11 protein-coding genes are annotated in these 15325 nt (G+C 65.4%); 2 read left to right on the forward strand and 9 right to left on the reverse strand.

Annotated features, from left to right (window positions below; genetic code table 11):
• Positions 1-372 precede the first annotated feature (372 nt).
• Both WDN46_11735 and WDN46_11740 read left to right on the forward strand, forming a co-directional pair.
• A complete protein-coding gene (locus WDN46_11735) occupies positions 373-1128 on the forward strand; it encodes a hypothetical protein (protein ID MEJ0094075.1) in 756 nt (251 codons plus the stop codon).
• A complete protein-coding gene (locus WDN46_11740) occupies positions 1125-2384 on the forward strand; it encodes a hypothetical protein (protein MEJ0094076.1) in 1260 nt (419 codons plus the stop codon). The genes WDN46_11735 and WDN46_11740 overlap by 4 nt, the downstream gene beginning before the upstream one ends.
• A 272-nt stretch (positions 2385-2656) precedes the next feature.
• Here the strand turns inward: WDN46_11740 and WDN46_11745 are convergent, their stop codons facing one another.
• The 9 genes from WDN46_11745 to WDN46_11785 all read right to left on the reverse strand — a co-directional run bounded on the left by WDN46_11745 (position 2657) and on the right by WDN46_11785 (position 15157).
• Positions 2657-3595: a DUF2493 domain-containing protein gene (locus WDN46_11745; GenBank protein ID MEJ0094077.1), complete on the reverse strand. Its 939-nt coding sequence runs from the start codon at positions 3593-3595 to the stop codon at positions 2657-2659.
• 351 nt (positions 3596-3946) lie between these two features.
• A complete protein-coding gene (locus WDN46_11750; protein MEJ0094078.1) occupies positions 3947-4987 on the reverse strand; it encodes a toprim domain-containing protein in 1041 nt (346 codons plus the stop codon).
• A gap of 2 nt (positions 4988-4989) precedes the next feature.
• A complete protein-coding gene (locus WDN46_11755) occupies positions 4990-9336 on the reverse strand; it encodes a strawberry notch family protein (GenBank protein ID MEJ0094079.1) in 4347 nt (1448 codons plus the stop codon).
• A 169-nt stretch (positions 9337-9505) separates the two neighbouring features.
• Positions 9506-10102 (reverse strand): hypothetical protein, encoded by a 597-nt coding sequence (locus WDN46_11760; protein MEJ0094080.1) that lies wholly within the window; start codon positions 10100-10102, stop codon positions 9506-9508.
• Positions 10103-10180: 78 nt separating this feature from the next.
• Positions 10181-10873: a hypothetical protein gene (locus tag WDN46_11765; GenBank protein ID MEJ0094081.1), complete on the reverse strand. Its 693-nt coding sequence runs from the start codon at positions 10871-10873 to the stop codon at positions 10181-10183.
• A 127-nt stretch (positions 10874-11000) separates the two neighbouring features.
• Positions 11001-11363, reverse strand: a complete 363-nt coding sequence (locus tag WDN46_11770; protein ID MEJ0094082.1) for a hypothetical protein — start codon at positions 11361-11363, stop codon at positions 11001-11003.
• Between the two features lie 10 nt (positions 11364-11373).
• Entirely contained in the window at positions 11374-11853 is a 480-nt protein-coding gene (locus WDN46_11775; protein ID MEJ0094083.1) for a DUF6878 family protein, read from the reverse strand.
• A 107-nt stretch (positions 11854-11960) separates the two neighbouring features.
• A complete protein-coding gene (locus WDN46_11780) occupies positions 11961-14051 on the reverse strand; it encodes a ParB/RepB/Spo0J family partition protein (protein ID MEJ0094084.1) in 2091 nt (696 codons plus the stop codon).
• Positions 14052-14203: 152 nt separating this feature from the next.
• Positions 14204-15157, reverse strand: coding sequence for a zincin-like metallopeptidase domain-containing protein (locus WDN46_11785; protein ID MEJ0094085.1), 954 nt, complete (start codon positions 15155-15157; stop codon positions 14204-14206).
• Between the last annotated feature and the right edge of the window lie 168 nt (positions 15158-15325).

Consider the following 15325-nt stretch of genomic DNA (forward strand, 5'->3'; position numbering starts at 1 on the left):
CGGACCAAGGATCAGCGCTATTGGGAGCGGGGTGGTGTAAGGCTTCGAGTCCGGGCAGCTCGGAAATGGACCGCGTGCTGATGGTAACGTCGAATTTTGGCGCCACTCACCGCCGCATTGGGCGGTTTTGTGACGGTTCGCTTGCGGGTCAGGATGGGTCTTGATCGGACATTCGGCTCAAGGCCGGGTTCGGCCGACAGCAGATGGGCAGCGTTCGGATGGAATTGGTGCGTGGCAGCCATTGCTTGAATCCGGCTTGAGGCAAAGCATATGAACGACCAAAAAACACTCGCCCACCACCTACCAAGGTGAACTCCTGATTTTTCGGAATTGCTTGCATATGCGGATTTTACGGCCTTCAGCGAGTCTGCCATGAGCCCGGTCGCCGGGGCGAGCTCGATCATGGTTGCGCAGCCGCCGTGCTGGATCTGCGGCGGCCCCGGCGACAGCGGCGAGCACAAAACGAAGCGTTCGGATCTCAAGGCTGTTTTCGGTCGGCCGACGCAACAGCAGCCGCTGTTCTTTCACGATCGAACTCGCAAAAATCAGCGGGTTGGGAGTCTCGACGCGAAGCTACTCAAGTCGCCCGGTCGGATCTGCCAGAATTGCAACTCGACACGCACCCAGCCTTACGATCGCGCCTGGGAAACTCTGTCAGAATATTTTCGCACCGCTATGCCTGCGCTCGCGCCCGACGCCGTCGTGCGGCTCAATCGCATGTTCTCCTATGATACCCGGCAGCAGATGCTGAACGTCCACCAGTTCTTCGTAAAGGCTTTCGGCTGCTTGGTGATCGAAGGATCCTTGCCAATCGATATAAGCGGTTTCGCAGACGCTCTTATGAACGATCGGGCGCACCCGCTCGTGCACCTGAAATTTGGTGTCCCCTCAGCCAGCACCCGAGTCACTGCCGGCAGATCCGACGTGTGGGCCTTGCCGCTAAACGCCGATGGACGATCTACTTTCATCTCGTGGTTTTACGATCTGCCGCATGTCTGGGTTTTGGTGATGTTTGCCGTACCGGGTGAGCGACGCGACGGCCTCGTCGGCGCCTGGCACCCCAGCGCTGGCAGCAAGGCCATCACGATGTCCGATTTTCGCTATGCTGAGGAGATGCAGGCGACATGAGCACTTCGCCCCATCTCCATGCGCGAATTGCTGCCGTGCTCAATGGCCGGTTTCCGAACAACAAGATCGCGCTGAGCCACTTCGGCCAACTGCTGATCGAGTACGTTGAAGCCGATATCGGGCCACCACATCTTGTGGCCGAACTCGAAACTGGCGACGAAGGCAAATTGTCGTCGTACATCTGGGAAGCGATGCTCTATCGACACCTGCGAGGGCAGGGTTACGAACCGGTAGGTGTCACCAAGCGCACTGGGCAACACGGCCCCGACTTTCGGGTTGAGCATGCAGGCCGGACTATCTGGATCGAGGCGGTTGTGCCAGGCCCGCATGGTATTCCAGCCAACTATCTCGAGTCCCCGGTGCTGGGCGGAGAAATCCGCGTGAAAACGAAGCCCAACGATGAGCGCGTTCTGCGGTGCACGTCTGTGATTGCTGACAAGCGACTCAAGCTGGACCAGTATCGAGCGATAGGCGTTATCGGGGCCAACGATTGCGCGGTGATCGCGGTGAACATTTGCCGCCTGTCGGATTGGGACCCCGACGGCAACGGCATCAGCCAGTACCCACTCTCGATGGAAGCCGTATTTCCTATCGGCCCTTTGGCGGTGCCGCTAACACCCGACGGCAAGATCGATGGTCCCGCGCAGAATGTGCCTCGCTTTGCCGTCCGCAAGGCGAGCGGAAAGGAGATTGAAACAGCTATTTTTCTTACCCCGGATTTCGCAGGCGTGAGCGCAGTGATCCAGGCGCACCAGCGCGACATGCACGAGAAAAATTTGATTCTGTCGACGATCCACAATCCGTTGGCCATCATCAAGCTGCCGACCGGACTGTTCGGGGCCTACAAGGAATTCGTGGCGAAAGAGCACGACGACGGCTACCAGATCCGCGATGTTCGCCTCGAGGCGCGTCTGCACGAGCTGATCGAAAGCGTGACCCTTCGGTTTCGGCGCAGGGAGGATCGAGTCGTGCGCACGATTACGGCGGCCGAGGCTGGCGACTTCGTCGGCGAGGTCGGGAAGTGTCATGACAACGTGAATCGTTGGTGTTTCGCGCACTACGACCACACCGCTGCGAGTGGGTGGTTGATTTCGGGCGACTGCATCCTTGACAAGCATTCTCTCGTCAACACCGGCGACAGCGAGCTCGTCGAGATCACGCCAATGTCGGACGAGGCACACCGGACATTCCTTCCGCACGACGGGACCGAGGACGAGTTCATTAGGTTGCCGAACCAGATCGTCTCCGCGCGATGAAAGGGAACGACTTGCCCCTCTCGGAAGGGGCCGCCCTCGTGTCTATCGGGACTCGCGCCGGGGAGGCGCTACCGACGAACGCTGATTGGTAGCGCTGCCTTGAACGCGCCGACGAAGTCGCGAGTTCGAGCGACGACGTCGTCACGACGGGGAGCTGCCACCCGAGCGACTGCGCGACACCAAGGAAATAGCGAAGGTCCGGTTCCTGGATAGCTCGGCACGCCAGCCTATGGCCATGTCGGGTCGAGTGCAGTGGTAGGCAGCAACGGCGCTCACGCGCCGCCGCTCCCGAATTTCCAGACCGGAATGCCGAACTTCTTTGCCTTGTCAGCGAGGTTGTCCTGAATGCCGGTGCCGGGGAAGACCATTACCCCGATCGGCAGCACATCGAGCATCGCATCGTTGCGTTTGAACGGCGCTGCCTTGGCGTGCTTGGTCCAGTCGGGCCTGAAGGCGATCTGAGGCACCTTGCGGTGGTCGGCCCATTTGGCGGCGATAAGTTCGGCGCCCTTGGGCGAACCGCCGTGCAGCAGCACCATGTCGGGGTGCTTGGCGTGGACGCGGTCGAGTTTGTCCCAGATCAGGCGATGATCGTTGAAGTCGAAGCCGCCGGTGAAGGCGATCTTGGGGCCGGCGGGCAATAGCACCTCGTTTTCAGCCCGGCGCCTGGCGGCGAGGAAGTCGCGGCTGTCGATCACGGCCGAGGTCAGGTTGCGGTGGCTGACCTTCGATCCTGAGCGCGGCCGCCAGGCCGAATGGGTGTGACGCTCGAACTGGTCGGCGGCCTGGTCGCGGAAGAACTCCATGATGTTCCTGCGCTCGATCAGCGTCTGCCCTTCGGCGGTGAGGCGCTCCAGTTCGACCGAGCGGATCTCGGAGCCATCCTGTTCCTTCTGGCTGCGCTTCTGCGCCTGCTCGTTGTCGTCGAGTTCGCGTTCGATCCGGCCGATGGTGCGGTGGAAGAGATTGACCGTCGACCAGAGCAGATCTTCGAGGTCGGGTTCGAGGCGGGTGTCCACCAAGGTGGCGACGAGGGCGTCGAAGATGTCGGCGATGGCGACGGCGACGTTCTGGGCTTCGGGCAGTGGCCTCGGGTCGGGTTCGTCCTGGAAGGGGCGATAGCCGTAGAGTTGGAGTTCGGCGAGGACGTGATCGGTCGTGGATGAGGTGTGCGGCGGCTCGTAGCCGGTGTTGTCGTGTTCGGTCGTCATTGTGCTTTCCTTCGTCGGATCGACCGCGCCCATCGCGGCCTTCATGGCGACGAAAGGCGGCGGGCGGACCGGACCTGCACCGCGCAGCGAAGCGGAAGCGGCCGAAGCAAAGCGGAGGATGGCGGGGGCCGGCTATTTTGCCTCGCGATGTAAAGGCGGCCCTCTTCCTTAAACGGGGCCCGCCGACGGAAAATAGTCGGCCATCCGCCATTGCTGGGCCGGGCCGTTTGCCGCAAGGGTCGCCCTCTCAGAAGGCCGTGGGCGCGGTCCTCTCCGACAAGGCTGGAGAGCATCACGACCGAATTCGGCATGAGACCGGCGGCGCCGCGGACATCATTTTCCCGTGCCGCTTCATGCCGCCAATTCCATGAAACGAGCGACGTCTTCCGGAGCGATCTGCACCCGCAACGCTGCCCGTAGCTCATCGATGCCGAGCGTGCGGAGATCCTCGTTGAAGTCACCCAGTTGTGGCGACAGGGCTATCGCCTCGATCCCGACCTCGTTCGCCCGGTCGATCAGGCTCGCCATGGCGCCGTCCCCGGCCGGATCGTCGTCGCGGGCGATGTAGAGCCGGCGCAGTGTCGCGGGGAACAGGATGGCGGCGAGGTGTGCGGCCGAGAGCGCGGCCACCATCGGCATGGTCGGCATGACGCATCGCAGCGACAGCATGGTCTCGATGCCTTCACCGGCCGCCAAGACATTGTGCGCCACATCGAAACGGACGGCGTTGCCCAGGAGGTTGCCCATCGCGCGTCTCGGCGTGTCGATTGCCGCCTTGTCCTGCCCCGATGGGTCGAGCCAGGTGCGGTGCGCCCCGGTGATCGTGCCGGCGAGATCGGTGACGGCTGCGATCATCGCCGGCCAGGTCTCGGTCGGGGAATGCCGATCTGGTCGGTAGTAGCAGCGTGGGTGGAAGCGGAGACTTCCGGTTCCGTGCAAAGCCGTAATGCCGCGTTTGCGCAAATACGTTTCGACGACTGTGCCAGAAATCGGCTGCGCCATGGCGAAGAGGCGGCGTGCTGATTCCGGCGATCCCGCCGGTGCGGGCGATGGTCGCCGTTGATGGTCCGGCTCCGGCTCCGATCTCGGTAGGCTCAGAAAATGCCGGGCCTCAATGGCGACGTCGCGAAAATCGGCAAGGCCACAGCTCTCGCGGATGACATCGAGGAGGTCGCCGTGATCGCCGGTCGCCGCGTCGGTCCATTTGCCGGCCGAACCCTTGCCGGAGTCCGGTCCTTTCAACCGGACGAACAGGGAGCGGCCGGGCGTATTCCTCACGTCGCCGACCAGCCAATAGCGGCCTTCGCGGCGGCCGTTGGAGAGATAATGACGGCACACCGCCTCGGCATCGCGCGCGAGACGTTGCGCCAGTTCGGCGGCATCGAGCGCCATCGTTACGCCGCCGCCCGCTCGGCGACGCGCGCGAGCGGATAGCGTTCCAGCACCTTCGCCAGGATCGCCGGGCCGGCGGCGTCGGTCGGGACGAACATCCTGAGCTTCCACGAGATGATCTCATGGAACAGGCCGTAGGCCCGCAGCCGGTCACGCATGGCGTCGGTGAAGCCGGTCAGTTCGATGCGACCCACGCCCATGACGCGGACGCGGCGAAGCTGAAGCCCTTCGGCAAGATCGAGGATGGTCCTGCCATCCATCAGCGCGGTGAAGGCGTCATCGGCCGACAGGTTCGACGGGCCGGTTTCAAGCGCACTGGCGACCCATGCCGACGAAACCTTGCGACCGACGATGCGTTCGCCCGCATCGGTCTGGAGCCGATAGACCCGCGTCGACTCGTTCGGCAGACGCTTCCAGATCGGCAGCAAGAGGCCGGCGACGATATGGATCGCGCTGTCGGTGAACTCCGGCACCTCGGCGAGTTCCGCCGCCCAGGCGCCGGCGAAGATTTCGCGGTCGGCTTCCCGCCAATGCGTCTGGGGCATCATCGCCAGCGGCATGGCGGGATGCTCCATCGGCCGGATGAGTCGCACGCGGCGTTCGACCTCGCCATCGTCGAGCATCAGACTCGGCGCGGGAACCTGCACGGCGGCGCGGCCCGACTGGCTGTTGATCAGCAGCAGAGCGCGGGGATCGGAGAGCCTACCCAACGCCTCGTCGAGCGTGACCGGCCGGTTGCGCTCGCGCTGCGTGATGGTGAGCAGGCGGGTTTCCGCCGAGGTGCCGGGGTGAGTGTAGATGGTCTGCCGGCCGGTGACGACGAAGCTCTCCGCCGTCAACGTCTCCAGCCCGACGTCGTAGATTCCCGATGCGATCGCGCCCTCGATACGGGCGGTCAGGAGCTGCTCGAACGCCGTGAACAGGATGTTCTGCAGGTCGATGGTCAGCGCCAGCAGCCGATTGAGGAAGGTGGTGATGGGCGGCAGTTCGTCCCTGATGCCGTTGCTGTCGGTCAGCTTCAGCCCGGTTGCATCCTCGAACGCGCCCAGCGAGCACCCCTCGACCTTGCCCATGACCAGTAGGACATAGAGCTGGCGCAACGCGTCGCGGGCGTAGTGGCTCTCCAGATTGTCTTCGGGCCTGAACAGGCCTTGCCCGCCGGTCTGGCGCTGGCCCTTGGTGATGGCGCCGAGCGTGTCGAGCCGGCGGGCGATGGTCGAGAGGAAGCGCTTCTCGGCCTTCACGTTCGTCGCGATCGGCCTAAATAGCGGCGGCTGCGCTTGGTTGGTGCGGTTGGTCCGCCCCAGGCCTTGGATGGCGGCGTCGGCCTTCCATCCGGCCTCCAGCAGATAGTGGACGCGCAGGCGGCGGTTCTTCGCCGACAGTTCGGCATGGTAGGAGCGTCCAGTGCCACCCGCGTCCGAGAAGACGAGGATGCGCTTGGCGTCGTCCATGAAGGCTTGCGTCTCGGCGAGATTTGCCGAACCCGCACGGTTCTCGACAGCGAGGCGATCGACGCCATCCGATCCGCATCTGCGGATGATCCGGCGCGAGCGCCCCGTCACCTCGGCCACCAACTCCGTGCCGAAGCGCTGGACGATCTGGTCGAGCGCGCCATGGACTGGCGGCAGCGACGCGAGCTTCTCGATCAACCGGTCTCGGCGGGCGACGGCCTCGCGGCACTGCACGGGCTGACCATCGCGATAGACGGGCCGCGAGGAGAGATTGCCCTCGCTGTCGGTGAAGGGCTCGTAGAGCTGGGTCGGGAAGCTGTGCGCCAGATAATCCAGCACGTACTCGCGTGGAGTGATGTCGACCTGGACGTCGCCCCATTCCTCGGTCGGAATCTCGGCAAGGCGGCGCTCCATCAGCGCCTCGCCGGTCGAGACAATCTGGATCACCGCGGCATGGCCAGCCGTCAGATCGCGCTCGACGGCGGCGATCAGAGAAGGCGTCTTCATCGCCGTGATGAGGTGGTTAAAGAAACGCTGCTTGGCACTCTCGAAGGCTGAGCGGGCGGCGGACTTGGCCTGCGCGTTCAGCGTGCCCGTTTCGCCGGTGACGTTGGTCGCCTCCAGCGCGGCGTCGAGATTGTTGTGGATGACGCCGAACGCGCCCGCATAGGCGTCGTAGATGCGGATCTGCTCGTCGGTGAGCCGGTGCTCGACCAGCTCATATTCGACGCCTTCATAGGAGAGCGAGCGGGCCGCGTAGAGGCCGAGCGCCTTCATGTCGCGCGCCAGGACCTCCATCGCCGCGACGCCGCCGGCCTCGATCGCCTCGACGAACTCGGCCCGCGTGGCGAAGGGGAAATCCTCGCCGCCCCAAAGGCCGAGCCGCTGGGCGTAGGCGAGATTGTGGACGGTGGTGGCGCCGGTCGCCGAGACATAGACGACGCGTGCGTTCGGCAGCGCGTGCTGAAGCCGGAGCCCCGCACGGCCCTGCTGCGATGCCGCTTGGTCGCCGCGTTCTCCCTTGCCGCCTGCTGCGTTCTGCATGGCATGGCTCTCGTCGAAAATGATCACCCCGTCGAAATCGGAGCCCAACCATTCGACGATCTGCCGGACCCGCGAAACCTTCTCGTCGCGCGCGTCGGTGCGTAGCGTGGCGTAGGTGGTGAATAGGACGCCTTGCTCCAAGCGGATCGGCGTCCCCTGACGGAAGCGCGACAGGGGCGTCACCAGAAGCCGCTCTTGCCCAAGCGCCGACCAATCGCGCTGGGCGTCCTCGATCAGCTTGTCGGATTTCGATACCCAGACCGCGCGGCGGCGGCCCTTCAGCCAGTTGTCGAGCAGGATGCCGGCGACCTGGCGCCCTTTGCCGGCGCCGGTGCCGTCGCCGAGAAACCAGCCGCGGCGGAACCGCACGGCGTTTTCAGCGTCGTCGGGCGCGGCCGAGACGATATCGAAGGTCTCGTCCACCGTCCACGATCCGGCGAGATGACCGCAATGGGCCTCCCCGGCATTGATCACGCTTTCGAGCTGGGCGTCGGACAACATGCCGTCCGCGACGACATTGGCGGGCAGGTGCGGCCGATAGCTTGGCTTGGGCGGCGCCACCGACGCCATCGCCGCCGATTGCACCAGCTTGGTGGGGTGAGCCAGAGAGCCGGGAATACGGATCGACTGCAATCCGTATCCTTCATAGAGCGCCTCGGTGATGTGACCGCCCTCGACCGGCGTCCAGTCGATGGTCTCATAAGTCAGCTCAACCGCCTCCGGCTCGGGCGTCGCGGCCGGGACGGAGGCAGGGCGTGGCGCAACGCGCGGCGGTCGTGCGGCGGCGGGACGAACCGTGGCCCGCGTGACGATCGGCGTGGCGAGCGGGAGCCTTGGCGGAACGGAATTCGCGATCCAGCCAAGCAAGGTTGCGGCATCGGGGGCGCAACTGTGCAAAGCCGGAAACGCCGTGGGATCGGGCGCGGGCAGACGGTCGATCACGGTCAGGCGCGTGTCGATGGTCGTGCCATGCTTGGCATAGACCGAACCATCGATGGCGGCCGAGAACACGATGCGCCCGCGCTCCTGCAGCCGGATGAAGGCATCGGTCCACATCGGATTGTCGGGCGCGCAGTTCGCGCCGGTGATCGCGACGAGTCGGCCACCCTCGGCAAGACGCGCGAGCGCCGAGCCGACATGGCGCAGGGCGGCGTCGGCCATGCGGCGATCGACATTCGCGAGCGCGGAGAACGGCGGGTTCATGAGCACCACGCTCGGAACGACGCCGGCGTCGAGGTGATCATGGATGTGCGCGGCGTCAAAGCGGGTGACGGCGATACCGGGGAACAGATGACCCAGCAGCCCAGCGCGAGTCTCGGCCAGCTCATTGAGAACGAGCGACCCGCCCGCGAGTTCGGCGAGGATGGCGAGCAGGCCGGTGCCGGCCGAAGGCTCCAGCACGAGATCGACGGGCGTGATCGCGGCGGCGGCGCTGGCCGCCAGGCCGAGAGCGATCGGCGTCGAGAACTGCTGAAGCGCCTGGCTTTCCTCGGAGCGGCGCGTGTGGGTGGGAAGAAGGCCCGCGATCTTGGCCAGCATCGGCAGCATGGCGGCGGAAGAGGCTGCCCGCGCGAGCATGGCGGGGCCGAACTTGCGCAAGAACAGGATCGTCGCCGCTTCGCAGGCATCGTAGGCGGTCTTCCAGTCCCAGGCGCCATCGGCGTCGGAACCGCCGAAGGCGGAGACCATTGATCCCCGGAGCGTCGGTGCATCGACACGCTGGCCGCGTTCGAGATGGGGAAGGATGATCCGCGCGGCATGAGCCAGCGCGTCGACGGTCCTCGGAGCGGGCGGCGCGACCGGGAGCGGCGCGGCGGCAAAAGCGGCCGCGGAAGCGGGATTCGTCGTCATGAAGGGAACCTCGAGAGAGCCGGAACGGGTCGAGCCGAGGGGCGCTCTCTCTCGATCCCAACGGCTCAAACCCGTCCCGGCAATCCTCTCCCTCTCTGGACGCTCAAGAAGAAAAGGGTCCGGCGCTGAGCGCCGGACCCTTTGATGCCGCCCGGAAGAAAACGCCTGCTCACCTTGGGGGATCGACGAGCCGGTAGGACCGGCTCTTGATGTTGGGAATCCGGTAGAGGCTACTCGAGCCGGGCGCACGAAAGAACACGGTGCGATGGCTGCGCGGGTTGGCGATGACCTCCAGCCGCTGGAAGCTTCGGCCATCGGCGAAGGAGAGCGGTTCGTCGAAGACAATCACCTGGCCCACGCGCGGGCTCGGCCGGGCGGACTTGGCGCGACGGGCGGCAGCGTTTTCGCGGCAGCGAGCGCGCCATTGCAGCGCATGTTGAGCGTCGGTCGCCGTCAGGAGATCGAGGATCGGAGCGGGGCAATCGCACTCATACGGCCCCATCGATTCTTCCATGTCCTTGTAGCCGAAGATGTAGCCCTCGCGGTCGCGCGGATTATATCGAACGAGGCAGATGGCGGCCCAGACCTCGCGCACACCGGTGGCGATGCGGACCTGTTCCACGGCGGCGTAGTAGACGCGCATGCCGACCAGCGCCGAGCGCAGCACTTTCGATTTCGCGTCAGGACGCTCGAAGGTGAATTGGGCGTCGAGATATTGGCGCGGGCCGGAATGGCCCTTGAGGGATGTCATGTAGAGCCAGCCCATGGCCGCCTCCTTTCGATGGGGGATGAGGACGGCGCGGGGGGGGCGCGACGCCGGGTGGGATTGGAAGATCCTGATTGATCAGCCGACCGGAGCGAGCCGTTGTTCGGCGTCGCGGATCGCCGCGAGCGCGGCGCGAAACTCGGCGGCGCCTTGCTCCTCTGACAGGTCGCTGCACTCGACGACGGCGAGACAGGCGGCGTGGATGTCGGCATCATTGACCGCGTCGGCCGCAAGACGGGTGAGCGTGGGATCGGCCTCGATTGCTTGGTTGATCTGTTGCCTGACGGCGTCTTCCCGCATGCGGAGCAGAACATGCACGCCGTCATCAGCGGCATCTCCCTCCTTCTCCGCGAGGAAGTCCTCCAGAATGTCATTGGTGGATTTGCCGACAATCGCGTCCGCCGTGATCAGGACCGCCATGCCGCCGAAGCCGTCGGGCCGCATCTTCGAGCAGGTGAAAGACGTAACCGTGGTGACGTAGCGGAGCGTGGATGAGCGCCGGACGATGTCCTGGAAGATGAACTCCCAGGACGTGCCGCTGAAATCGATCTCGATCTCCGTGTCGTCGGTGGATGCGACCGCCACGCGCTCGGCGATGTACGTGGTCGCCGTGCTGTCGATTCCCGCGGATGCATCGAACGCCGCACGAAGTTCGTCGATCGAAAGCCCAATAGCGTCGCTCGGACCGAGAGAGGTGCGGAAGTACACCGCCTCGCCATCCGGCTCGGCATCGAAGATGAGGCTGAGCACGAGACGTTCGAGCGGCGTCATGTCGGCGATCGGGATCGGTTGCTGAATGACGGTGGGTGAGAAGTAGTCGGCTATGTCGGGTCTCCAGAAATGCGAAAGCCCGGCGCGATGGCCGGGCTCTTCGCTGGGTTGACAGTGAGAAGGATGATCAGCCGGCGGCGGCGAAGGGATCGACGTCGCGATGGATCGGCTGGGCCCGGCCCATCCAGGGCTCGGGGCGGATGCAGCGCACCCAATCCGCGAAGCTCGGGATGAAGCCGAGGTCCTCGCGCACATGCTGCTCGCCGATCAGCCGGACCGGCACCACGCGGCCGGTCGAGATCATGATCGTCGGGCCGAAGAAGCGCTCCAGCATGAAGATGCCTTCGGCATGATGGCGCAGCGCGCGGTGCCGAAAATCAGCGGTGATGACTTTCGACTCGTCGAACCATTGATGCAGCGGCAGATAGTCCTCGGTGGCGCCGCCCCATTTCTTCACCGAGGAAAGCGCGTGATGATAGCAATGTCCCATCGTCGCCTCCTCAGAATACATGCTGGGAATAGTCGGACTCCATGTGCCGCTCATTGTAATCGAGCGTGATGGTCCGTTCGGCGACGTCGAAGATGAAGTCGCCATAGGCGCCGTCGCTGTTTTCCCAGCCGTCGTGGGTTTCCTCGAGAAAATCGTAGGCCAGTCGCTCGATTGCATCGCGGATGGACATCACCGTCCGTTCGGGCTCGGCGTGGCCCCAGGCGGCGGCCGCGATCTCGACATTGCCGGGCGGCAGGGCGACGACCTCGTCACCGGCCTTGGCTTCAATGTCCTCGATCTGCCCGCTGTCGCCATAGCCGTCGAAACGGACGGTGATGATGGTGAGGCCGGCTGCGATGAGTGCATCGAAGACGACGGCCTTGTTCGCGGAACGCAGTTCGGCATCGAGGCGATCATGCTCGCCGCGCTGGACATCCCAATTGGCGAGCGTAGGGGCGGCTACTGGGGTGACGGGGGAGTGCTCGGTCATGGCGTGGCTCCAAAAACAAGAAAACCCGGCGCGACGGCGGGGCTTTCAGGCGGAATGGGACGGAGAAACGGATGCGGGGCGGCCGAAGCCACCCCGCAGGTCGACAGTCATTCGGCCGCGACCATGTGCGGCGGCTCTTCGTCGGCGTCGGCGGGCGCTTCGTCCTCGTCACCCGCGAGGAAGTCGGGCAGGGCGTCGGACTCGCCAGTCGACTCGTCGGTGAGGGGCACGACTTCGGCGAGACGCAGCGGCTCCGGCAGCCAGCGGGTGCCGGCAAGCAGCCGTTCGGCCTCCTTGGCCATGTCGGTCTTCTTGAGGTGGTCGATGAGCTGCGCCGACTGCTCGCCTTTGGCCTCGCGCACGGCTTCGAGGATGCGCGCCTTCGGAACCCGGCCGAGATAGTTATCGACGGTCGGCGCCCAGCCGGCGGCGGCCAGGTCGAGATTGACGGTCCGGGCGAGCTGGTCGCCATGCGCGAAAGCGTCCGGACGCCGGTTCCACGGCTCTTTGACGACGTTGACGGTGAGCGAGACGCAGTGGGCCAACAGCGCCGACTGGCTGTCGCTGTCGAACGCCGTCAGCGTGTCCCACAGAGCCGCCGGCGCTTCGGGCAACTGCTTGGCCCACTGCTCGTGCCGTGCATCGATCGCCTTGGCCGAAGCCGTCTCCGCCAACCCCGGCGCCTGCGCGCTGAAGCCGGAGTGCTTCGCCGTGATCTCCAGGCAGGTGTTCGAGGCATAGCGGTAGAAGGCGTTGAGGCAGAGGGCGTGCAGCACCGCCTGGAAGGCGATGTGCGGATCGTTCGCCAGCGCATCCCGCAGCGCCAAGGTGCGATGGGCGGTCAGCTCGGTCACCAGCCGATCCGAAAGCGGGCGGATGGTTTCGTCCTCCTCCGGCGTGTCGATCTCGGAACCCGTCGGCGCGCCGCCGATGGTAATGACGGCCCGTTGGATGGCGCCGTTGGCGGTGGCGGCGGTTTCCGGCGCATCGCCATCGCCGCCCTGGATCGGCTCGACCGGCGCTTCGTCCTCGGGGCGGACGAAGCCGCGTTCGATGTGCAGCGCCCCCTCGTTGTCGATGCTGACGAAGATGCCGGCGCGAGCGATCTCGGCCGGATCGTAGCGGACGGGCCGGTTCTCGAACGTCGCGATGGCGGTCTCGATCTCGCCGAGGCGCTGATCGACCTCGTCGGGCAACTCGTCGGCTTGAGAGTATTGCTCCTCAAGCGCGTCGTGTTCGGTCTTCAGCGCGGCGAAGCTGGCGTTCTCGTCTTCGGTGAAATCGACCGTCTCGCCGGTGAGGCGGCGCAGACCGGCGGCGTGGCCATAGGGGAAATCGGTGGCGATCGCGATCCAACTCCACCCCTCGGCCCGCAGCGTCTCGGCCTCGGCCTGGAGCTTCTCGGTCACCAGCCGATCGAGCAACGCCGGATCCTGCAGCCAGCCGCCATCGTCATGCTGGAAGAGGTCGCGCATGATCACGCCGCCGGCGGCTTCGTAGAGATCCATCCCGACGAACCGCGCGCGCCGGTCCGACGCCCGGACCGCGCCCTCGGTGAGCTGGCGGCGGATCAGATAGGGCTCCTTGTTGTAGGCGCGCGATACGGCGTCCCAGACCTGTTCCTGGCGAGCGCGGTCGTTGGTGACGGTGAACGCCATCAACTGCTCCAGCGTCATGCCGTCCTCGGCATAGATGTCGAGGAGCTTGTCGGAGACGGCGGCCAGGCGCAGGCGCTGCTTCACCACGGTCGGCGTCACGAAGAACCGGGCGGCGATCTCTTCGTCGCCAAGGTCCTTGTCGCGCAGCGCCTGGAAGGCGCGGAACTGATCGAGCGGATGGAGCGCGACGCGCTGGACGTTCTCGGCCAGCGAATCCTCCTCTGCGATGCCGCCCTCGCGCACCACGCAGGGGACTGGCGCGGTCTTCGCCAGGCGCTTCTGCTTGACCAGCAGTTCGAGCGCCCGGAAGCGCCGGCCACCGGCCGGGATTTCGAAAATGCCGGTCTCCTGGCCTTCGGCGTCGAGGACTGGCCGGACGCTGAGGCTCTGCAGGAGCGTACGTTGGGCGATGTCCTCGGCCAGTTCCTCGATCGAGACGCCGGCCTTCACGCGCCGGACGTTCGCCTGGCTGAGCACCAGCTTATTGAAGGGGATGTCGCGCGAGGCGCTGAGGATGATCTTCTGAACGGCGCTAGCCATGTCGGATTCTCCGCGACGGGCGGCCGAAAGACTCTCTCTCGACCTCCAACCCGTCACGAAAAACCCGGCCTTCCTCTCGCTCTCTTTGAGGCCGCAAACCCGGAAAGCCGTGGAAACGGAAAGGCGGCTTCCCGGAGACCCAGACGGAAACATCACGCCGCGTCCCGCTCGTCCGTCATCACGTTGGCCTCGATATGGTCGGGCCGGAACGCCAGTAGATAGTCGGCTGCCTTCGACGCGGCGCTGGCGGCGCGGACGATGGCGCGGTCATCCTCCCGCAGGATTTCCAACCAGGAGCCGAGATAATCGGCGTGGCGCACGGTCGGCACGATGCCGAGCGAAGCGCACACGAAGGCGCTGGTCATCTCGGCGACAAGCTCTTCCTTGGCATAAAGGGCGGAGCCGAAGGTGCCCGACAGATCGCGGGCCAGCCGCGAAGGATGTCCGACCCAGTGACCGAGCTCGTGCAGAGCCGTCCGGTGCCAGTTGATCGGCTCAAAATAGGCGTCTGGCCGCGGCACTTGGATGTAGTCGTTGGCCGGGCTGTAGAAAGCGCGGTCGCCGCCGACGCGGAAATCGGCGCCGGTTGCGTCGATCAAGGCCTCAGCCTGGGGCAGGATCAGGCCCTCGGGCACGGGCGGCGGTGCGGTGACCAGCCCGTCAGGAAGGTTCTCACATTGATCCGTGTTGAACACGGTGAACCGCTTGAGGAACGGGATGGCGCCAGGCTCGTCGCCGTCGCGTTCGGCCCGCCGGCGTTCGTCCTCCGGCGTGAAGCGATCGGCATAGACGACGGTCGTGCCGTGCTCGCCCTTGCGGACGTTGCCGCCGAGGCTCAAGGCTTGGCGGAAGGTGAGCCAGCTCTGGCCGACGAACCCTCGCTCAATGACCGCGCCCCAGAGAATAAGCACATTCACGCCGGAGTAGCGGCGCTGTGTGGTGGCGTTCTTCGGCATGGCCAGCGGCGCCTTCGCCGCCGCCGTCCCCCAGGGCTGGACCCAGGGCACACGGCCGGCTTCCAGTTCGGCGATGATCTTGTCAGTGATTTCGGCATAGAGGCTCGTCCGGTCCTGGCCGGAACGGGTGCGAGCGGTGTATCTGGACATCGCGGATCTCCGCGACGGGCGCCGCGAGCCTCTCTCGCGACCTCCAACCCGTCACGGCCGACCCGGCCTGTCTCTCACTCTCGGGGGCGTTGCGGGGGGCTCCCCGCAGAAGGGGTCGGACGAGACGCCGACCGGCTCGTCCGCAGGGGAAGACTTTCCCCTCCCAGG

The sequence above is a fragment of the Methylocella sp. genome, assembly GCA_037200525.1.
Lineage (GTDB): Bacteria > Pseudomonadota > Alphaproteobacteria > Rhizobiales > Beijerinckiaceae > Methylocapsa.